This is a genomic window from Streptomyces sp. NPDC059080 (assembly GCF_042739975.1).
GTDB lineage: Bacteria > Actinomycetota > Actinomycetes > Streptomycetales > Streptomycetaceae > Streptomyces > Streptomyces benahoarensis.
This window is the reverse complement of sequence record NZ_JBHYGX010000003.1, coordinates 204,937-224,888: the sequence shown is the minus strand read 5'-3', so window position 1 is coordinate 224,888 and position 19,952 is coordinate 204,937. Positions and strand designations below refer to the sequence as shown.

General features: G+C 73.2%; 12 protein-coding genes and 1 tRNA gene. 5 read left to right on the top strand and 8 right to left on the bottom strand.

The features are described from left to right. The first annotated feature begins 352 nt into the window (after positions 1-352). Positions 353-1,183 carry a class I SAM-dependent methyltransferase gene (locus ACFWWQ_RS03380; protein ID WP_384589286.1) on the top strand — a complete coding sequence of 277 codons (831 nt, stop codon included), beginning with the start codon at positions 353-355 and terminating at the stop codon, positions 1,181-1,183. A gap of 57 nt (positions 1,184-1,240) precedes the next feature. Next, a complete protein-coding gene (hrpB, locus tag ACFWWQ_RS03375; protein ID WP_384589283.1) occupies positions 1,241-3,853 on the top strand; it encodes an ATP-dependent helicase HrpB in 2,613 nt (870 codons plus the stop codon). Positions 3,854-4,012: 159 nt separating this feature from the next. On the opposite strand, the gene ACFWWQ_RS03370 is transcribed toward hrpB, so the two are convergent. The 4 genes from ACFWWQ_RS03370 to polA all read right to left on the bottom strand — a co-directional run bounded on the left by ACFWWQ_RS03370 (position 4,013) and on the right by polA (position 10,308). Next, positions 4,013-5,008: a DUF3068 domain-containing protein gene (locus tag ACFWWQ_RS03370; RefSeq protein WP_384589280.1), complete on the bottom strand. Its 996-nt coding sequence runs from the start codon at positions 5,006-5,008 to the stop codon at positions 4,013-4,015. Between the two features lie 44 nt (positions 5,009-5,052). Beyond that, entirely contained in the window at positions 5,053-5,187 is a 135-nt protein-coding gene (locus ACFWWQ_RS03365) for an SPW_0924 family protein (RefSeq protein WP_384589277.1), read from the bottom strand. 136 nt (positions 5,188-5,323) lie between these two features. Continuing rightward, positions 5,324-7,192 (bottom strand): lytic transglycosylase, encoded by a 1,869-nt coding sequence (locus ACFWWQ_RS03360; RefSeq protein WP_384589274.1) that lies wholly within the window; start codon positions 7,190-7,192, stop codon positions 5,324-5,326. A 377-nt stretch (positions 7,193-7,569) separates the two neighbouring features. After that, on the bottom strand, positions 7,570-10,308 hold the full coding sequence (gene polA, locus ACFWWQ_RS03355; protein ID WP_384589271.1) for a DNA polymerase I: 2,739 nt from the start codon (positions 10,306-10,308) through the stop codon (positions 7,570-7,572). Positions 10,309-10,583: 275 nt separating this feature from the next. On the opposite strand from polA, the gene ACFWWQ_RS03350 reads away from it, so the two are divergent. Together ACFWWQ_RS03350 and ACFWWQ_RS03345 are read left to right on the top strand one after the other, a co-directional pair. Continuing rightward, on the top strand, positions 10,584-12,884 hold the full coding sequence (locus ACFWWQ_RS03350) for an FdhF/YdeP family oxidoreductase (RefSeq protein ID WP_384589268.1): 2,301 nt from the start codon (positions 10,584-10,586) through the stop codon (positions 12,882-12,884). Positions 12,885-12,995: 111 nt separating this feature from the next. Further along, positions 12,996-13,469, top strand: coding sequence for a PaaI family thioesterase (locus ACFWWQ_RS03345; RefSeq protein WP_384589265.1), 474 nt, complete (start codon positions 12,996-12,998; stop codon positions 13,467-13,469). 139 nt (positions 13,470-13,608) lie between these two features. On the opposite strand, the gene ACFWWQ_RS03340 is transcribed toward ACFWWQ_RS03345, so the two are convergent. After that, positions 13,609-14,286 carry an ANTAR domain-containing response regulator gene (locus ACFWWQ_RS03340; protein ID WP_384589262.1) on the bottom strand — a complete coding sequence of 226 codons (678 nt, stop codon included), beginning with the start codon at positions 14,284-14,286 and terminating at the stop codon, positions 13,609-13,611. A 95-nt stretch (positions 14,287-14,381) separates the two neighbouring features. Between ACFWWQ_RS03340 and ACFWWQ_RS03335 the strand changes: the two genes are divergently transcribed. Beyond that, a tRNA-Leu gene (locus ACFWWQ_RS03335) sits at positions 14,382-14,456 on the top strand. A gap of 257 nt (positions 14,457-14,713) precedes the next feature. Here ACFWWQ_RS03335 and pyk read toward each other — a convergent pair. From pyk to ACFWWQ_RS03320, 3 genes are all read right to left on the bottom strand, one after another. Beyond that, entirely contained in the window at positions 14,714-16,150 is a 1,437-nt protein-coding gene (pyk, locus tag ACFWWQ_RS03330) for a pyruvate kinase (protein ID WP_384589259.1), read from the bottom strand. A 154-nt stretch (positions 16,151-16,304) separates the two neighbouring features. Continuing rightward, positions 16,305-17,714, bottom strand: coding sequence for a lysine N(6)-hydroxylase/L-ornithine N(5)-oxygenase family protein (locus tag ACFWWQ_RS03325; protein WP_384589256.1), 1,410 nt, complete (start codon positions 17,712-17,714; stop codon positions 16,305-16,307). Next, a complete protein-coding gene (locus tag ACFWWQ_RS03320; RefSeq protein ID WP_384589253.1) occupies positions 17,711-19,333 on the bottom strand; it encodes a pyridoxal phosphate-dependent decarboxylase family protein in 1,623 nt (540 codons plus the stop codon). The genes ACFWWQ_RS03325 and ACFWWQ_RS03320 overlap by 4 nt, the downstream gene beginning before the upstream one ends. Positions 19,334-19,952 lie beyond the last annotated feature (619 nt).

Genomic DNA, 19,952 nt, shown 5'->3' with positions numbered 1-19,952 from the left:
ACGGACATTGAAGTCGTAGGTACTGCTACGCCGAGAGCCGTTATCGCTTCTGCACAAGCCGGACAGCGTCAAAGGCGCTTCCCTGGAAGCTCCGTACAGACCAGAGCCAACCGAAACGCCTCGAAAACCGAGGGGACATACATACAGATGCGAGCGCGACCTGCTCCGTCTGAGGCGCACAAGCCCGCAGCGCAACTTGTAGCATACGGGGGCAGCCGGGCAGGGTCAATGCGCGAAGCCGCACACCCAGGGCAGACCGCCCGATTACCGGCACGCGTGATGTTCCGCGGGGCCCAGGGCCCCGACGTCCCTTACTGCTGCAAGCTCAGCGAAGACTACGACGACGGGCGCAATGAACCAAGAGTACGAGCCGGAGGCGACCCGACGTCATGCCTCGGCAACGGAAAGCAGCCAGGCCAGCCGCGGCTGGTGGGACCGCAACGCCGACGAGTACCAGAGCGAGCACGGCGCGTTCCTCGGGGACGACCGTTTCATCTGGGGGCCGGAGGGGCTGGACGAGGAGCGAGCCGGGCTGCTCGGTCCGGCCGAGGGGCTGACGGGCCTGCGGATCCTGGAGATCGGGGCGGGCGCGGCGCAGTGTGCGCGCTGGCTGGCGGCGCAGGGGGCGCGCCCGGTGGCCCTGGATCTCTCGCACCGGCAGTTGCAGCACGCGCTGCGGATCGGGGACGGGGCGGACGGTGCGGCCGCGGGCGGTGCGGTGGACCTGGTGGAGGCGGACGCGGGGGCGTTGCCGTTCCGGGACGGCGCATTCGACATGGCGTGTTCCGCGTATGGCGCGATTCCGTTCGTCGCCGACCCGGTGCGGGTGTTGCGCGAGGTGCGGCGGGTGCTGCGGCCGGGCGGGCGGTTCGTGTTCTCGGTGACGCATCCGATCCGTTGGGCTTTCCCGGACGAGCCGGGGCCCGAGGGGCTGTCGGTGGCCGCGTCGTACTTCGACCGGACGCCGTATGTGGAGCAGGACGAGAACGGACGCGCGGTGTACGTCGAGCATCACCGGACGGTGGGTGACCGGGTACGGGACGTGGTGGCGGCCGGGTTCCGGCTGGTGGATCTCGTGGAGCCGGAGTGGCCGGACGAGAACACGCAGGAGTGGGGCGGCTGGTCGCCGTTGCGCGGGCATCTGATCCCGGGGACGGCGATCTTCGTGTGTGTGGCGGAGTGAGTCCACGGCGCTGACAGGGGCGGGCCCGCCCGGTCGGCGGGGCGGCAGACTGGGCGGGTGATCCGCGATGACGTACTGAGTCTGCTGCCCGCCCGGTCCGCGCTGCCCGCGCTGCGTGAGGCCCTGGACGGGCCGGGGAGCGCGGTGCTGTGTGCGCCGCCCGGTACGGGCAAGACGACGCTGGTGCCGCTGGAGCTGGCGGGGCTCGTGGGGCCGGGCCCGGGGCGGCGGGTGCTGGTGGCGGAGCCGCGGCGGATCGCGGCGCGGGCGGCGGCGCGGCGGATGGCGTGGCTGCTGGGTGAACGCGTCGGTGAGCGGGTGGGATTCACGGTGCGCGGGGAGCGGCGGGTGGGGCCGCGTACGGCCGTGGAGGTGGTGACGACCGGGGTGCTGCTGCAGCGGTTGCAGCGGGATCCGGAGCTGGCGGGCGTCGATGTGGTGGTGCTCGACGAGTGCCATGAGCGGCATCTGGACGCGGACACTGCGGCGGCGTTCCTGCTGGACGTACGAGCGGCGTTGCGGCCGGAGCTGCGGTTGGTGGCGGCGTCGGCGACGACGGACGCGGCCGGGTGGGCGGCGCTGCTGGGCGGTGCGGAGGGACCGGCTCCGGTGGTGACGGCGGAGGGCGTCTCGTACGAGGTGGAGGTCGTGTGGGTGCCTCCGGAGCGTCCGGTGCGGCCGGCGCACGGGATGCGGGTGGATCCGGCGTTGCTTTCGCACGTGGCGGGGGTGGTGCGGCGGGCGCTGCGGGAGCGGGCGGGCGATGTGCTGTGTTTTCTGCCGGGCGCCGGGGAGATCGGGCGGGTCGCGGGGCTGCTGGCCGGGGTGGACGCGGAGGTGTTGCAGGTCCATGGGCGGGCCCCGGCGGAGGTGCAGGACGCGGTGCTGGCCGGTGGTGACGTCGCGCGCCGGGTGGTGCTGGCGACGGCGGTCGCGGAGTCCAGTCTGACGGTTCCGGGGGTCCGGGTGGTGGTGGACTGCGGGCTGGCGCGGGTGCCGCGGACGGATCATGCGCGGGGACTGGGGGCGCTCGCGACGGTGCGGGCGTCGCGGGCGGCGGCCCGGCAGCGGGCCGGGCGGGCCGGGCGTGAGGCGCCGGGGGCGGTGTATCGCTGCTGGTCGGAGGGGGAGGACGGGCGGCTGCCGCGGTTCCCCGACCCGGAGATCAAGGTGGCGGAGCTGTCGGCGTTCGCGTTGCAAGTGGCGTGCTGGGGCGATCCGTCGGCCGCGGGGCTGGCGTTGCTGGATCCGCCGCCCGCGGGTGCGATGGCGGCGGCGCGGGAGGTGCTGGGCGCGGTCGGCGCGGTGGATGCGGACGGCCGGGTGACGGAGCGGGGGCAGCGGCTGGCGCGGCTGGGGGTGCATCCGCGGCTGGCGCGGGCGTTGCTGGACGGTGCTCGGGAGGTGGGCGTGCGGCGGGCGGCCGAGGTGGTGGCGCTGCTGAGCGAGGAGCCGCCGCGGTCGTACGGGGACGATCTGGCGGCCGCGTGGCGGCAGGCTCGGCGGGGCGGCGACGCGTATGCGGGGCGGTGGCGGCAGGAGGCCCGGCGGCTGGCGTCGGCGGTGGCGGGGCTCGGGCCGGAGGACGCCGGGGACGCTGAGGCAGGGGCCGGGTTCGGGTCCGCGGGGGTTCGCGGGCGCTCCGGTGGTGCGGTGTCGGGTGCCGGTGGTGCGGGGGACGACGATGCGGTGGCCGGGCTGGTGGCGGCGTTGGCGTTCCCGGAGCGGGTGGCGCGGGCACGGGGCGGCGGCAGTTTTCTGATGGCGTCGGGGACGCGGGCCGAGTCGGGCGAGGCGGGTTCGCGGTTGCGGGAGGCGCGGTGGCTGGCGGTCGCGGTGGCGGACCGTCCGGTGGCGTCGGCGTCCGCGCGGGTGCGGCTGGCGGCGGTGATCGACGAGGCGACGGCGGTTGCGGCGGCGGGGGCGCTGTACTCCCGGGGCGAGGAGGTCCGGTGGGCGGACGGTGAGGTCGTGGCGCGGGAGGTGGCGCGGCTGGGGGCGATCGAGCTGGTGACGCGTCCGTTGGCGGCGCCGGACGCGGGGGCGGTGCGCGAGGCGGTGGCGGAGGGGCTGCGGCGGGAGGGCGTCGGGCTGTTGCGCTGGTCGGCGGGGGCGGTGGCGTTGCGGCAGCGGATGGCCTTTCTCCACGGGGAGTTGGGGGAGCCGTGGCCGGAGGTGTCGGATGCGGCGCTGCTGGAGCGGGCCGGGGAGTGGCTGGGCGTGGAGCTGGGCCGGGCGCGGCGGCGGGCGGATCTGGAGCGGATCGACGCCGGGGCGGCGCTGGGGCGGCTGTTGCCGTGGGCTTCCGGTGACGCGGTGCGCTTCGACGCGCTGGCGCCGGAGCGTATCGAGGTGCCGAGCGGTTCGCGGGTACGGGTCGACTACGGCGGTGCGCAGCCGGTGCTGGCGGTGAAGCTGCAGGAGATGTTCGGGCAGCAGGAATCGCCGCGGGTGGCGGACGGGCGGGTGCCGGTCCTCGTCCACCTGCTCTCCCCCGCCGGACGCCCGGCCGCGGTGACGGCGGATCTGGCGTCCTTCTGGCGGGACGGCTACCGGTCCGTGCGGGCGGAGCTGCGGGGCCGCTATCCGAAGCATCCGTGGCCCGAGGATCCGTCGACGGCGGAGCCGACTCGGTATACGACGGCACGGCTGAAGAGGGACCGGAGCTGATGTGCGGGGTGGGGCGGGAGGCTGACGGGGCAGGGCCGGGCGGAGACGGGCGAGGGGGAGGCAAGGGACAGGGTCGGACGGTCGGGGATGAGGTGGTGGGGTTGGCGTGGTCGGGGTCAACTCGTAGGCGGTGGCGGCTCGTTCAGCCCTGTTCTCACCTTACGGTCCCCCACTGACAACGGGCCGCGCGGCGGGCGTCGGCCCGATGGGGCGCGGACGGCGGGAGCGGGCCTCCAGGGTGAGGCTGAGGGCGAGGAGTGCGGCGCCGAGAGTGAGGAAGCCCCAGGGCAGGTAGCTGGTGAGGAGCAGGACCAGGGTGCGCTGGGAGGAGACGAGGGCGACGACGGCTTCGACGTAGTCGGGGCGCATCTTGACGTGTCCGGCGAAGGCGGTGACCTTGCCGCCGCCGGGGAGGAGGTCGCCGCCGCGCAGTTCCTCCTGGTGGATCTCCTCGCCGTTGACGGGGGCGCCGGTGACGGGGTCGACCCAGAACATGCGCTTGGTGGTGTACCAGCGGGTGGTGCCCATCTTCCGGACGGATTCCGCGGTGATGCCCTTGACCGGCAGTTTCTTGGGCAGCGGCACCTTGGTCCAGGGGATGGTCTGCTCGAAGTAGTAAACCTCCAGGCCGTGGAAGGTTCGAGTGCCCTTGTAGTGGATGGGGGCGGAGGCGCGGGTCTGCGGGTCGTAGTAGGAGTAGTCGCGCTTCTCGACGAGGAACGGCCATTTGTACTCGATGCCGTCGCGGCGCACGGCGTCACCGTCGACGCTTTCGCCGGTGGCGTGGACCGGCTCCTGGCTGTGGGCGTCGAAGATGTAGCGCTCGGGAATCTGGGAGACCATTTTGCCGTCGGGCCCGGCGACGTAGGTGAGCGCGTCCCAGACGACGACGTCGCGGTCCGCGGTCCGCTCGATGCGGTCGGAGGCGGCGACGTCGCCCTTGAGGGTCTGGACGACGGTGAGCCGGGGGACCTTCTTGGCCTTCATGGTGCTGTAGTCGACGAGGGTGGCGGGCTCGGCGACGAGGACGGTGTCCTGGTACTGGCTGGGCGGGACCTTGGCGAGGCGCGGGAAGGCGTACCAGCGCAGCAGCGGGGAGAGCGCGGTGAAGAAGACGGCGACGGCGAGGAGTATCAGGCTGGCTTTGCGGCGCATGGCGGTGCGTCCCTTCTCTTCCGGGGTGTGCTGCGCCCCCGCCGTCAGGGGTGTGCGGGGACGGTGGTCCGCAGCGGCTTGGGGGAGGTGGTGCCGCTGGGGGCGCCGATCGCCGTGATGGTGAGGACGAGGAGGAGGGCGGCGGCGAGGCCGGTGGCGGCTGCGGTGAGGGCGCGCATGGGCGGCTCCCGGAGAGCTGATGGTTCGTCAGGGAGGGGGCACCGTAGCAACGGGCGGCCGAGATGAGAACACGTGGCACCGCCGCCCTGCCCGGGGCGGGCGGGACGGCGGGACGGCGGGACGGCGCGGTGACGGTCAGGCGGTGGGGGCGGTGACCTTCAGTTCGAGGGTGAGGACGGCGCCGTCGGCGGTGGTGAGGCGGAGCCGGAAAGTGCCGGTGTGGTCGGCGTCGGTGAAGATCTCCGGGAGTTTCAGCAGGCCGTGGGCGTCGGTGGTGAGGTCGGTCAGGGTGCGCTGCGGGGTGTCCGCGTCCGCGCCGGTGGTCCGCGGGTCGGTGAAGGACGGTCCGGCCGTGTTCGGGGCCGGGTGGTCCGGGTCGTCGGTGACCATGGTGGCGATGACGGGGACGCCCGCGGCCGCCTCGCCCTGGTGGCCGGCCTTGATCTCGATGCTGTCGGCGGCGTAGCTGTCGCCCGCGGTCACGGTCAGTTCCTTGCCCGAGGTGCGGGTGAGGGTGTCGGCCTTCGGGGCGGGCGGGGCCTCGACGGTGGCGGAGAAATCGACGGGCGGGACGGTGCGGCCGACGGCGGTGGCACGGACGGTGAAGGTGCCGGTGCTCTTGCCTGCGCGCAGCGCCGGGGCGGTGGCCAGGCCGTCCTTGCCGGTGGTGACGGTGACATCGGTGGCGCCGTCCGGGAAGCGGGCGTCGGTGGTGCCGGTGACGGCGAACCGCACGGGGGCACCGGCGACGGGTTTGCCCGCGCCGTCCTTGGCGCGCACCTGGGGCGGGGTGGTGAAGGTGTCGCCCGTGGTGGCGGTGAGGTCCTTGTCGCCGGTGCGTTCGAGGACGGTGAGGGGGGTGGGGTTGGCGGGGTCCGTGGGGTCGGTCGGGTCGGTGGGGAGCTTGGTGCCGCCGGAGCCGCCAGTGCCGGAGCCGCCGGTTCCGCCCGTGGAACCCGTACCGCCCGTACCGCCCGTACCCGGCGCGCCGTCGGTGGCGCCCGAAGTGCCGCCCGAAGAGGGGCCGTTCCCGCCTGGCCGGCTCTTCCCCTGCTCCTTGTCGGTGTTCTTCCCGGCCCCCTTCCCGCCGTCCTTCGCGGAGTCGTCCCCCGGGCGGCCCGGCTTCGCCGGGGCGACCCCGCGGCGGGAGACGGTGCCGCCGCCGCGGTGGACGGGCAGAACGCCCGTGCCGTCCGGGACCTCGTGGGTGCCCTTGCGGTAGAAGGCGTACCAGGACAGGACGGTGCGCAGATAGTCCTCGGAGTGGTTGTAGGCGAGGACGGCGCGGTCCAGGTCGTGGGCGAGGGACAGGTCACGGCCGCCGCCGCAGAGGTAGTGACCGGCGGCGAGCGCCGCGTCGAAGACGTTGTGGGGGTCCTTCTTGCCGTCGCCGTTGCCGTCGGCGCCCCATCCGGTGCCGTCGGGTCCGCCCTGGGACCAGGTCGACGGGATGAACTGCATCGGGCCCACGGCGCGGTCATGGGTGAGGTCGCCGTCATACCGGCCGTGGTCGGTGTCGGTGATACGGGCGAAGCCCTTGCCGTTGAGCTGGGGGCCGAGGATGGGCCGCAGGGTGGTGCCCTCGGCGTCGACGGCGCCGCCGCGCGCCTGGCCGGATTCCACCTGGCCGATCGCGGCGAGCAGTTGCCACGGCAGTCGGCAGCCAGGGTCGGTGGCGGCGACGTTCGCCTCCGCCTTCCGGTACGCGGCGAGGACGGTGGCGGGGATTCCGGCTTCGGCGGGCCCGATGGCGGCCTGGCGGCCCGGCTTCTTCGGTGAACCACCGGGCGGTACAGGGCTGTTGAGGGGCGGCAGGTCCGTGTAATAGGGCGAGCCGCCGTCGACGGTGGAGTCGGCGGGCGGCCCGGGGGTGCGGTCCGGGGCCGCCTGGGCGCGGTCGGCGCCGCCCGGCGCCTGAGAGGCTGTCAGGGCGGCCACCACCAGGGCCGCGATCGCCGCCGACCCGGCTCCTCGGCGGAGCCGTCGCCCGAACGTGGCTGCCATGCGTGCCTTCCCCTCCGCGGTGGACCACCGCGCCGGAGCCGCCGTTGCGTGCCCCGCTGCGCGCCAACGCACGCGACACTACGACACCTGGAGACGCACATCTACCGCCATCATCGGCCGAGATGGTGAACCGTATCGGTCGGGAAAAGACGCTTATCGTTCACTCTCGGGCCTGCTGTGGGCGATCCCACCGACGCCGAACGGGGCGGGTGCGGCACCCCGCTCACCCGGCATCCGCCCTGCCCCTCCCCCGTCGCCATCGGATACGCGCCGGGGCCGTACGCACACGGCGTACGGCCCCGGAACCACCGCGAGTTCGGCAGCAGCGGACTCATCATCCGCCGGCCGCCGGAGCCCCTCCCCCGGCCGACGTTCCGTCAGTGCGCGGCCGACTCCCAGTCCGCGCCCACGCCGATGGAGACATCCAGCGGGGCGCGCAGTTCGACCGCGCCCGCCATCTCGCGGCGGAGCAGTTCCTCGACCTGCTGGCGCTCGCCGGGTGCCACCTCGACCACGATTTCGTCGTGCACCTGGAGCAGCATCCGGGACGTCAGCCCCGCCGCCTGCAGCGCCTCGTCGGCCTTCAGCATCGCGATCTTGACGATGTCGGCGGCGGTGCCCTGGATCGGGGCGTTCAGCGCCATCCGCTCGGCCATCTCGCGGCGCTGGCGGTTGTCGCTGTTGAGGTCGGGGAGGTAGCGGCGGCGGCCGAGGATCGTCTCGGTGTAACCCGTGGCGCGGGCCTCCTCCACCACGCGCTGGAGGTAGTCCCGTACGCCGCCGAACCGCTCGAAGAAGTTGTCCATCAGCTTGCGGGCCTCGTCCGGCTGGATGCCCAGCTGCTGCGAGAGGCCGAACGCCGACAGGCCGTACGCCAGGCCGTACGACATCGCCTTGATCTTGCGGCGCATCTCCGGGTCGACCTCGTGCTTGGCGACGGAGAAGACGTGCGAGGCGACGGTGGTGTGCAGGTCCTCGCCGGAGGTGAACGCCTCGATCAGGCCCTCGTCCTCGGAGAGGTGCGCCATCACCCGCAGCTCGATCTGGCTGTAGTCGGCCGTCAGCAGGGTGTCGTACCCCTCGCCGACAACGAAGCTGCGGCGGATGGCGCGGCCCTCGTCGGTGCGCACCGGGATGTTCTGGAGGTTGGGGTCGGTGGAGGAGAGACGGCCGGTGGCCGCGACGGTCTGGTTGAAGGTGGTGTGGATGCGGCCGTCCGCGGCGATGGTCTTGATCAGGCCCTCGACCGTCGCGCGCAGCTTGGACTGCTCGCGGTGGCGCAGCATGATCACCGGGAGTTCGTTCTCGGTCTGCGCGGCGAGCCAGGCGAGGGCGTCGGCGTCGGTGGTGTAGCCGGTCTTGGTCTTCTTCGTCTTCGGCAGGCCCAGCTCCCCGAAGAGGACCTCCTGGAGCTGCTTGGGCGAGCCGAGGTTGAACTCGTGACCCGCCGCGGCGTGCGCCTCCTGGACGGCCTGCTGCACCGCCCCGGCGAACTGCTGCTCCATCCGCTCCAGCCAGCCGCGGTCGGCGGCGATGCCGTCGCGCTCCATACGGGCCAGCAGGGTGCTGGTGGGCAGCTCGACATCGCGCAGCAGCTCGGCGGCGCCGACCTCCGCAAGCCGGGTCTCGAAGGCGGCGCCGAGATCCAGCACCGTACGGGCCTTGGCCATCAGGGCGTCGGCCTCGGCCTCCTCGTCGGCGCCGAACGCCAGCTGGCCACCTGCCTCGGCGGCCGGGGCCAGATCGCGGCCGAGGTATTCGACGGAGAGGGCGTCGAGGGCGAAGGAGCGGCGGCCCGGCTTGACGAGGTAGGCGGCGAGCGCGGTGTCCATCGTCACGCCGTCGATCCGCCAGCCGTGCTCGCCGAAGACCCGCATCAGGCCCTTGGCGTTGTGCATGACCTTGGGGCGGTCGGCGTCGGCGCTCCAGGCGGCGAAGGCCCGCTCGTCGGCCTCGTCGAGCTGCGCCGGGTCGAACCAGATCGCCGGTCCGTCGGCCGTGGCCAGCGCGATCTCGGCGACGCTGCCGCTGCCCAGCGACCAGACGTCGACGGTGGAGACACCCAGCGGGGCGGTGCCGTGCTCGGCGAGCCAGGGGGCCAGCTCACCGGCGGTGGCGACGGTGCCGTCGACCTCGACGCCACCCGCCGCGACGGCCTCCTCCGCACCCTGGCCGGAGCCCGGGTCGACGGCGTGCAGCCGGTCGCGCAGGCCCTGGTTGCGGATCTCCAGGCCGTTGAGGAACGCGGTGAGCTGGTCGCGGTCGTACGCCTCGCGGACCAGCTCGCCGGGGCCGCACGGCAGCTCCACGTCGCGGATCATCTCCGTCAGCCGGCGGTTGAGCTTGACGGACTCCAGGTGGTCGCGGAAGTTCTGGCCCGCCTTGCCCTTGACCTCCTCGGCCCGCTCCACCAGCTCGGCGAAGGAACCGAACTGGTTGATCCACTTCGCGGCGGTCTTCTCGCCGACGCCGGGGATGCCGGGGAGGTTGTCCGACGGGTCTCCGCGCAGCGCCGCGAAGTCCGGGTACTGGGCGGGGGTGAGGCCGTACTTCTCGACAACCTTCTCAGGGGTGAAGCGCGTCAGCTCGGAGACGCCCTTGGTCGGGTAGAGGACCGTGACGTCGTCGGAGACGAGCTGGAAGGAGTCGCGGTCGCCGGTGACGATGGAGACGGCGAAGCCCTCGGCGGTGGCCTGCTGGGTGAGCGTGGCGATGACGTCGTCGGCCTCGAAGCCCTCGACGGCGAAGCGCTTGACGTGCATCGCGTCGAGCAGTTCGCCGATCAGCTCGACCTGGCCGCGGAACTCGTCGGGCGTCTTGGAGCGGTTCGCCTTGTAGTCGGGGAACTCCTCGGAGCGCCAGGTCTTGCGGGAGACGTCGAAGGCCACCGCGAAATGGGTGGGCGCCTCGTCACGCAGGGTGTTCGCGAGCATGGACGCGAAGCCGTAGACCGCGTTGGTCGGTTGCCCCGTGGCGGTCGTGAAGTTCTCCACGGGCAGGGCGAAGAACGCCCGGTAGGCCATGGAGTGCCCGTCCATCAGGAGCAGGCGGGGACGGTCGTCCCCCGCCGCTGCGGTGCCGGTCGTTTCGCTCTTCTTCGCTGCCTTTGCTGCCACGCCCCCGATCCTGCCACGCCCCACCGACAATCCCCGCCGCGACGGTGACGGGCGGCGGGCGGGCGGCCGGGAGAGGGGCGGCGGCACGCGGCCCCACCGCGCGCACGGCGGCCCCGGCGCGGTGTTTTCCACAGGCGTCCGCCCGGCCGTCGCGGCGTTGTCCACAGGCCCCTGCCCGCCCGCCGCGGTCCATGACAGGATCCGATGTGCACGGCAACGATCCGGCCCGGCCCTCGTGCGCCGGGTGGCACACGGCCCTAGCTAGGGAGATCGCCATGGCAGGCAAGCCGCCCGCATCTGATCCGGTACAGGACGCGCCCGAGGTCGGCGCGCCCCAGCACTCCGCCGTCGGCGTCCCGGCGATCACCCACGCGCTGCGCATCTCGCAGCAGCAGATGGGCGTCCGCCGCACGGCCCTGACGCTGCTGCGCGTCAATCAGAAGAGCGGCTTCGACTGCCCCGGCTGCGCCTGGCCCGAGGGCGAGCAGCGGCACACCGCGGAGTTCTGCGAGAACGGCGCCAAGGCCGTCGCGGAGGAGGCGACGCTGCGCCGCGTCACCCCGGAGTTCTTCGCCGCGCACCCCGTCGCGGACCTCGCCGACCGCAGCGGCTACTGGCTCGGCCAGCAGGGCCGGCTGACCCACCCCATGTACCTCGCGGAGGGCGCCGAGCACTACGAACCGGTCTCGTGGGAGCACGCCTTCGACATCCTGGGCGACGAGCTGACGGCCCTCGCCTCGCCCGACGAGGCGGTGTTCTACACCTCCGGCCGCACCAGCAACGAAGCGGCCTTCCTCTTCCAGCTCTTCGCCCGCGAGTTCGGCACGAACAACCTCCCCGACTGCTCCAACATGTGCCACGAGTCGTCCGGCTCGGCGCTCACCGAAACCCTCGGCGTCGGCAAGGGCAGCGTGCTGCTGGAGGACCTCTACAAGGCCGACCTGATCATCGTCGCCGGGCAGAACCCCGGGACCAACCACCCCCGGATGCTGACCGCGCTGGAGAAGGCGAAGGCCGGGGGCGCGCGGATCATCTCCGTCAACCCGCTGCCCGAGGCCGGACTGGAGCGGTTCAAGAACCCGCAGACGCCGCGTGGCCTGGCGGGCGGCGGTACGGCGCTGACCGACCTCTTCCTCCAGGTGCGCATCGGCGGCGACCAGGCGCTCTTCCGCGCCCTGTGCCGCCGCATCCTGGAGACCGAGGGCGCCGTCGACCAGGAGTTCATCGACGCGCACACGCACGGCTTCGAGGAGTTCGCGGCCGCTGCGCGGGGCGCCGACCCGGAGGAGACGCTGCGCGCCACCGGTCTGCGCCAGGAGGAGATCGATGCGGCGCTGGAGATGGTGCTCGCCTCGCGGCGCACCATCGTGTGCTGGGCGATGGGCCTGACGCAGCACAAGCACGCGGTGCCCACCATCCGTGAGGTGGTCAACTTCCTGCTGCTGCGCGGCGACATCGGCCGTCCCGGCGCCGGGGTCTGCCCCGTACGCGGGCACAGCAATGTCCAGGGCGACCGCACGATGGGCATCTTCGAGCGGCCCGCTCCCGCCTTCCTCGACGCCCTGGAGAAGGAGTTCGGCTTCGCGCCGCCCCGGGAGCACGGCTACGACGCCGTCCGGGCCATCCGGGCGCTGCGCGACGGCGACGCCAAGGTGTTCTTCGCGATGGGCGGCAACTTCGTCTCCGCCACCCCCGACACCAACGTCACCGAGGCGGCGGTGCGGCGCGCCCGGCTGACGGTGCACGTCTCCACCAAGCTCAACCGCTCGCACGCGGTGACCGGCGCGCGGGCGCTGATCCTGCCGACGCTGGGCCGTACGGAGCGCGATGTGCAGGGCGGCGCCGAGCAGTTCGTGACGGTCGAGGACTCCATGGGGATGGTGCACGCCTCCCGGGGGCGGCTGGCGCCTGCCGGTCCGCAATTGCTGTCGGAGACCGCGATCGTGGCCCGGATGGCCCGCCGCGTCCTCGGCGCGCAGAGCCGTACGCCGTGGGAGGAGTTCGCCCGCGACTACGGGACGATCCGGGACCGCATCGCCCGTGTCATCCCCGGCTTCGAGGACTTCAACGCCAAGGTCGCCCGCCCCGGCGGCTTCACGCTGCCGCACGCCCCCCGGGACAGCCGCAGCTTCCCCACCTCCACCGGGAAGGCCAACTTCACGGCCGCGCCCGTGGAGTATCCGCACGTCCCCGAGGGCCGGTTGCTGCTGCAGACGCTGCGCTCGCACGACCAGTACAACACCACGATCTACGGCCTCGACGACCGCTACCGGGGCATCAGGAACGGCCGCCGGGTCGTGCTGATCCACCCCGAGGACGCCCAGGAGCACGGCTTCGCCGACGGCACCTACGCCGATCTGGTCAGCGAGTGGACGGACGGCAGCGAGCGGCGCGCCCCCGGGTTCCGGGTGGTGCACTACCCCACCGCGCGGGGCTGCGCGGCCGCGTACTACCCCGAGACCAATGTGCTCGTCCCGCTCGATCACACCGCCGACACCAGCAACACCCCGGCGTCGAAGTCCGTGGTGATCCGCCTGGAGCGGCCGCAGGAGGACGGTGCGGCGGCGGAGGGGTGACCCCGTGCCGGCGGCGCCGGGGTGGGCTGATAAGAACATCCGGATCACCGACGATCACCGACGATCACCGACGATCACCGACGATCACCGACGAGCGAACGGAGCGAGCACTTGGGCACGCAGCAGACCACCACGTTTCCGCAGGAGGTCCTCGGCCAATGGGCCGGGCTAGGCGTCGACCTCCCGGCGCTCTTCTCCGCCGGGCACCTCGGCAGCCGGATGAGCGTGCAGCTTCTGGAGGCCGGGCCGGACCGCGTCGTCGGCACCATGCCGGTCGAGGGCAATACCCAGCCGTACGGGCTGCTGCACGGCGGCGCGTCCGCGGTGCTGGCGGAGAGCCTGGGCTCGGTCGGCGCGATGCTGCACGGCGGCCCGTCGAAGCTGGCCGTCGGCGTGGACCTGAACTGCACCCACCACCGCGGTGTCCGCTCGGGCCTGGTCACCGGCGTCGCCATCCCGGTGCACCGGGGGCGTTCCACCGCGACGTACGAGGTCGTGATCAGCGACGAGGCGGGCAAGCGGGTCTGCACCGCGCGGCTGACCTGCATGCTCCGGGACGCGCCCGCGGACGCCTACCGCGGCTGAGGCCACGCCCGCCCGGCCCCCGCGGCGGTGCCGACCCGCTTGCCCACGCCCGCGCGCCCGGCACCGGTGTCGCCCACCGGGTACGCGCGTGGCCCCGTACCGTGCGCCGGTACGGGGCCACGCAGGCGAACGGGCCGGGCTACTGCCCCGGCTGATCCTTCTGTTCCTTCTGTTCCTTCTGCTTCTTCTCCTCGGCGTCCTCGATGACCGCCTCGGCGACCTGCTGCATGGAGAGCCTGCGGTCCATCGAGGTCTTCTGGATCCAGCGGAACGCGGCCGGTTCGGTCAGCCCGTACTGCGTCTGCAGAATGCTCTTCGCGCGGTCGACCAGCTTGCGGGTCTCCAGCCGCTGGGTGAGGTCGGCGACCTCCTTCTCCAGCGTCTTCAGCTCGGTGAAGCGGCTGACGGCCATCTCGATGGCCGGGACGACGTCGGTCTTGGAGAACGGCTTGACGAGGTACGCCATCGCGCCCGCGTCCCGGGCGCGCTCCACCAGCTCGCGCTGGGAGAAGGCGGTCAGCATCAGGACGGGCGCGATGCTCTCCTCGGCGATGCGCTCGGCGGCGGAGATGCCGTCCAGGATCGGCATCTTCACGTCGAGGATGACCAGATCCGGTCGGTGCTCGCGTGCCAGCTCGACGGCTTTCTGTCCGTCACCGGCCTCACCGACGACGGTGTAGCCCTCCTCCTCCAGCATCTCTTTGAGGTCGAGACGGATGAGGGCCTCGTCCTCGGCGATCACGACGCGCGTGGTCAGCGGGGGGACGTGCGACCGGTCATCATCGGCGGCGGGCTGCTCGGGCTCGGCGGCGCTCACGGGTCTCCTCGTTCAGGCAGGTGGTGCCCCTTTAGCCTACCCAGCTCCTGTATGGTGGGAGCACGACGGGGGCCTCTCAGCCTTCGATTCCCAAGGCCCTGGTACCCCAACCGGTTAGAGGGACGGTGCTCAAACCACCGACAGTGTGGGTTCGAATCCCACCCAGGGCACTTCGCCTCACTTTCGAAGGCCGGACCTCGCTCCGCCGATCGGTGATCTTCACCCGTCATGGTGATCGCGCCCCGTAGCCCTTCTTCTCAAGGCACCGGCGCTCCCCGCTTCGTACCACGCCCACGTACGCGCCCCGGCTGCCGGTGACGGCACGCAGAGGGCCGAAGTGCTGACAGGAACGGCAGTCAGAACCTCGGCCCGGCATCAACGCCCGTACACGGGCGGCTCTTTCCTTCGGTGAGCTGCTGAATCCCCGCTACCTGTCGCCGTCGTCCTCGCCGATGCGGTGGACGCGGACGAGGTTGGTGGAGCCGGGGACTCCGGGCGGTGAACCGGCGGTGATGATCACCAGGTCGCCCTTCTCGCAGCGGCCGATCTTCAGCAGCTGCTCGTCGACCTGCGCGACCATCTCGTCGGTGGAGTCGACGGTCGGGCCGAGGAAGGTCTCCACGCCCCAGGTGAGGTTGAGCTGCGAACGGGTCGCCGGGGCGGGGGTGAAGGCCAGCAGCGGGATGGGCGAGCGGTAGCGGGACAGGCGGCGGACGGTGTCGCCGGACTGCGTGAAGGCGACGAGGAACTTCGCGCCGAGGAAGTCGCCCATCTCGGCGGCCGCGCGGGCGACGGCGCCGCCCTGGGTGCGGGGCTTGCTGCGGTCGGTCAGCGGCGGCAGGCCCTTGGCCAGGATGTCCTCCTCGGCGGCTTCCACGATGCGGCTCATGGTGCGGACGGTCTCGGCGGGGTACTTCCCCACGCTCGTCTCGCCGGAGAGCATCACCGCGTCCGTGCCGTCGATGACGGCGTTGGCGACATCGGACGCCTCGGCGCGGGTGGGCCGGGAGTTGTCGATCATCGAGTCGAGCATCTGGGTGGCGACGATGACCGGCTTGGCGTTGCGCTTGGCCAGCTTGACGGCGCGCTTCTGGACGATCGGCACGGCCTCCAGCGGCATTTCGACGCCGAGGTCACCGCGCGCGACCATGATCCCGTCGAAGGCGGCAACGATGTCGTCGATGTTCTCGACGGCCTGCGGCTTCTCGACCTTGGCGATGACGGGGAGGAAACGGCCCTCCTCGCCCATGATGCGGTGGACGTCCTCGACGTCGCGGCCGCTGCGGACGAAGGAGAGGGCGATGAGGTCGGCGCCGGTGCGCAGCGCCCAGCGGAGGTCCTCCTCGTCCTTGTCGGAGAGGGCGGGGACGGAGACGGCGACGCCGGGGAGGTTGAGGCCCTTGTGGTCGGAGACCATGCCGCCCTCGATGACCCGGGTGTGGACGCGGGGCCCGTCGACGCCGGTGACTTCGAGGGCGACCTTGCCGTCGTCGACGAGGATGCATTCGCCGGTGGTGACGTCGGCAGCGAGGCCGTCGTAGGTGGTGGAGCAGAGGTGACGGTCGCCCTCCACGGAGGGTTCGACGGTGAGGGTGAACGCGTCGCCGCGTTCGAGAAGTACGGGCCCTTCACGGAATCGGCCCAGGCGGATCTTCGGGCCTTGAAGGTCGGCGAGGACGCCGACGCTGCGGTGAGTGTCCTCGGATGCCTCGCGGACCCGTGCGTAACGCGCCTCGTGATCGGCGTAGGTGCCGTGGCTGAGGTTGAAGCGTGCGATGTCCATACCGGCGTCGACGAGGGCTTTGATCTGCTCGTACGTATCGGTGGCCGGTCCCAGTGTGCAAACGATTTTTGCTCGGCGCATGGGGCGACCCTATGCCGTACCCACTGGTAGAGAACGGCGGTGCGGTGACTCCTCAACGACCGCTGATTTAAAGGTTGTTGACGAGTAGGGAAATGCGCGGCCCGCCGCTCCGATGAGCGGCGGGCGGGGCGTGCGGACCTCGAATGACGCTGCGTCAGGTGCGCTGGGCGGGTGCCGGGCGGGGCGGGGCGGCCATCGCGGAGGCGGTGGGGTGCGGGAGGCCGAAGGTGGTGAAGGCGGTGCGGTCGGGGAGCGGGTACGGGGTGGCGGCGGTCAGGGAGTTGAGGATGGTGGCGCTGCGCCAGGCGGCGAGGCCGAGGTCGGGGGTGCCGACGCCGTGGCTGTGGCGTTCGGCGTTCTGGACGTGAACGGAGCCGGTGACGGCGGGGTCGAGGACCAGGCGGTGATCGGCGTCGACGCGGGGGCGGCCCGCGGCGTCGCGGCACAGGTGCGGGTCGAGGGCGGCGAGGAGGGTGTCGAGGCGGCGTTCGCGGTAGCCGGTGGCGAGAACGACGGCATCGGTGGTCAGGCGGGTGCGGCCGTTCTGTTCGGCGTGGGCGAGGTGGAGTTCGACGCCACCGCCGGGGGCGCGGTCGGCGGCCTCCACGCGGACGCCGGGGGTGAGGACGGCATCCGGCCAGCCGCCGTGCAGGGTGCGGCGGTACAGCTCGTCGTGGATGGCGGCGAGGGTGTCGTGGTCGATGCCCTTGTAGAGCTGCCACTGGCCGGGGACGAGGGCGTCGCGGACCGGTTCGGCCAGGGCGTGGAAGTAGCGGGTGTAGTCCGGGGTGAAGTGTTCGAGGCCGAGCTTGCTGTACTCCATGGGCGCGAAGGCGGGGGTACGGGCGAGCCAGTGGAGGCGTTCGCGGCCCTCGGGGCGGGCGCGCAGCAGGTCGAGGAAGATCTCCGCGCCGGACTGGCCCGCACCGACGACGGTGACATGGTCGGCGGCGAGCAGCCGTTCCCGGTGGTCGAGATAGTCGGCGGAGTGGAGGACGGGCGTGGCGGGTGCCTCGGCGAGGGGGCACAGGGCGTCCGGGACATGGGGGGCGGTGCCGACGCCGAGGACGAGGTTGCGGGCGTATCCGCGGCCGAGGGCCTCGGCTTCGCCGTCGGCGTCGAGGTGGGTGTAGTCGATCTCGAAGACGGCGTGGGAGCCGTTCCAGCGGACGGCGTCGATCTGGTGGCCGAAGTGGAGTCCGGGGAGGTTCTCGCTGACCCAGCGGCAGTACGCGTCGTACTCCGCGCGGTGGGTGTGGAACCGCTCGGCGAAGTAGAAGGGGAAGAGGCGGTCGCGGCTGCGGAGGTAGTTGAGGAACGACCAGGGGCTGGTGGGGTCGGCGAGGGTGACGAGGTCGGCGAGGAACGGGACCTGGAGGGTGGCGCCGTCGATGAGGAGGCCGGGGTGCCAGTGGAAGGCGGGGCGCTGGTCGTAGAAGGCGGTGCGCAGTCCGGTCAGGGGCTGGGCGAGGGCGGCGAGCGAGAGGTTGAAGGGGCCGATGCCGATGCCCGCCAGGTCGAGGGGGTCGGTGGGGGCGGTGGCGGTGGGGTGCTCGGAGGTCATCGGGGGATGTGGCCTTCCACGAGTTTCAGGAGGTGGGCGAGGTCACCGGCGTCGGCGTGCGGATTGAGGAGGGTGGCCTTGAGCCAGAGTCCGGTGGGGGTGGCGGCGCGGCCGAGGACGGCGTGCCCGTCGGTGAGGAGGGTGCGGCGGATCGCGGCGACGGTGGCGTCGTCCACGCCGATCGGGCGGAAGAGGACGGTGGTGAGGGTGGGGCGGGAGCGGAGTTCGAGGTGGGGGTGGTCCTCGATGAGGTCGGCGAGGGTGGCGGCGGCGGCCAGGGTGCGGTCGACGAGGTCACCGATGCCGCGGCGGCCGAGGGCCTTGAGGGTGACGGCGGCCTTGAGGATGTCCGGGCGGCGGGTGGTGCGCAGGGAACGGCCGAGGAGGTCGGGCAGGCCCGCTTCGGTGTCGTCGTCGGCGTTGAGGTAGTCGGCGCGGTGGTCGAGGGGGGCGAGGTCGGCGGTGCCGGGGACGGCGAGGAGTCCGGCGGCGACGGGCTGCCAGCCGAGTTTGTGCAGGTCAAGCGTGACGGTGTGGGCGCGGTCCAGGCCCGCGAGGAGGGCGCGGTGGGCGTCGCTGAAGAGGAGTGCGCCGCCGTACGCCGCGTCGACGTGGAAGCGGGCGCCGTGGCGGGCGGCGAGGTCGGCGAGGGCCGGGAGGGGGTCCAGGGCGCCGGAGTCGGTGGTACCGGCGGTGGCGGTGAGGAGGACGGGGCCGTGGAGGCGGGTGAGGGCGGCGTCGACGGCAGCGGGGTCGAGCACGCCACCGGGGGTGGGGAGGGTGACGGGCGCGGGGAGCCCGAGGAGCCAGGCGGCGCGGTGGATGCTGTGGTGGGCGTTGGCGCCGCAGACGATACGGAGCGGGGGCGCATCCGGCGCAGCGCCGGTGACGGGCGGGAGATCGTCGGCGGGCCGGCGCGGTGCGCCGATGAACGGGGTGAGGGTGGCGACCGGCGCGGGGCCCGCGGCGTGGGCGGCGCGGGTACGGACGGCTGCCGCGGGACGTTCTCCCCGGGCGTGCCGCTCCCCCGCGGTGTACCCCATGGTGTGCCGGGTGGTGCGGGCGGCCTCGCGGGCGAGGAGGACGGCGAGTTGGTTGGACTCGGTGCCGCCGGTGGTGAGCAGGGCATCCGGGCCGTCGCCGGGTGCGTAGGTGTCGTCCGGTGTCCGGGCGCGCCGGGGGGCGTCGGGGAAGACGAGGGCGGCGAGTTCGCGGGTGGCGAGGGCTTCGAGGGCGGAGGCGGCGGGGGCCTGGTCCCAGGAGTCCATGGAGGGGTTGAGGGCGGACGCGGCGAGGTCGGCCGCGGCGGCGACGGCCAGCGGGGGGCAGTGCAGATGGGCGGCGCAGCGCGGGTCGGCCGGGTCGGCGGCGCCGGCGGCCAGAGTACGGACGAGGGTGGCGAGCGCGGCGTGCGCGCCGTCGCCGTCGTCGGGGAGGAGGGGGGCGCAGGTGGCGCGGACGGTACGGGCGACGGCGTCCGGTCCACCGGCGGGGAGGGGGCCCGCGCGGTCCGCGGCGCCGTTGGCGAGGGCGTCGAGGACGGTGCCGAGGAGGGGGCGGAGCGCGCGGGGGCCTTCGATACCGCCCGCGAGGGCGGCGTCGGCGGCGGGCACAGGCATGAACGTGCCCTTCCATGTGGAGAGTTGGGGTGAGAGCGGCCGTTCCGTCGTCGCGACGGACAGCCATTAGGCAGCCCTAAGTTACTTTCCCGGTACGGTGCGTAGCCACCGGTGGCGAACGTTCCACCCGTTCGTGGGAGGGGGGTGCCGCAGGTGTTCGGGTGGGGCGGGAGGACGCGGGGTGGCTGGGGAGGGGGCGGAGGAGAGCCGCGGCGCACCCGGCGGGGCCCGGACCGGGCGACGCCTCGGGGCCGGAGGGAGCGGCCCGGTCGGCGTTTCGGGGATGCCCCACACGTGGCATCCGGCCCGGCCCGCGCCTCGGGCCGGCGGGGTGCCCCGTGCCCGCGCGTCCGGACCGGCCGACGGCTCGGGCCCGGAGGGGCACCCCGCACCCGACGTTCGACCGGCCGCCGCATCAGGGCCGGAGGGGCGCGCCGCGCCCGCCGTTCAGCCCCGGTCGGCACCATAGGTGTTCCGGCTGCCCGGCCCGGGGGAGCCGTCCCGTCAAGGAAGCGCCCCCGGGCCGGGGGGGGGGGGGGGGGGGGGCCGCGCCCCCCCCCCCCCGCCCGCGCGCGGGGCGGGGGCGGGGGGACCGCGCGCGGGCCCGCGGGGCGCCCAC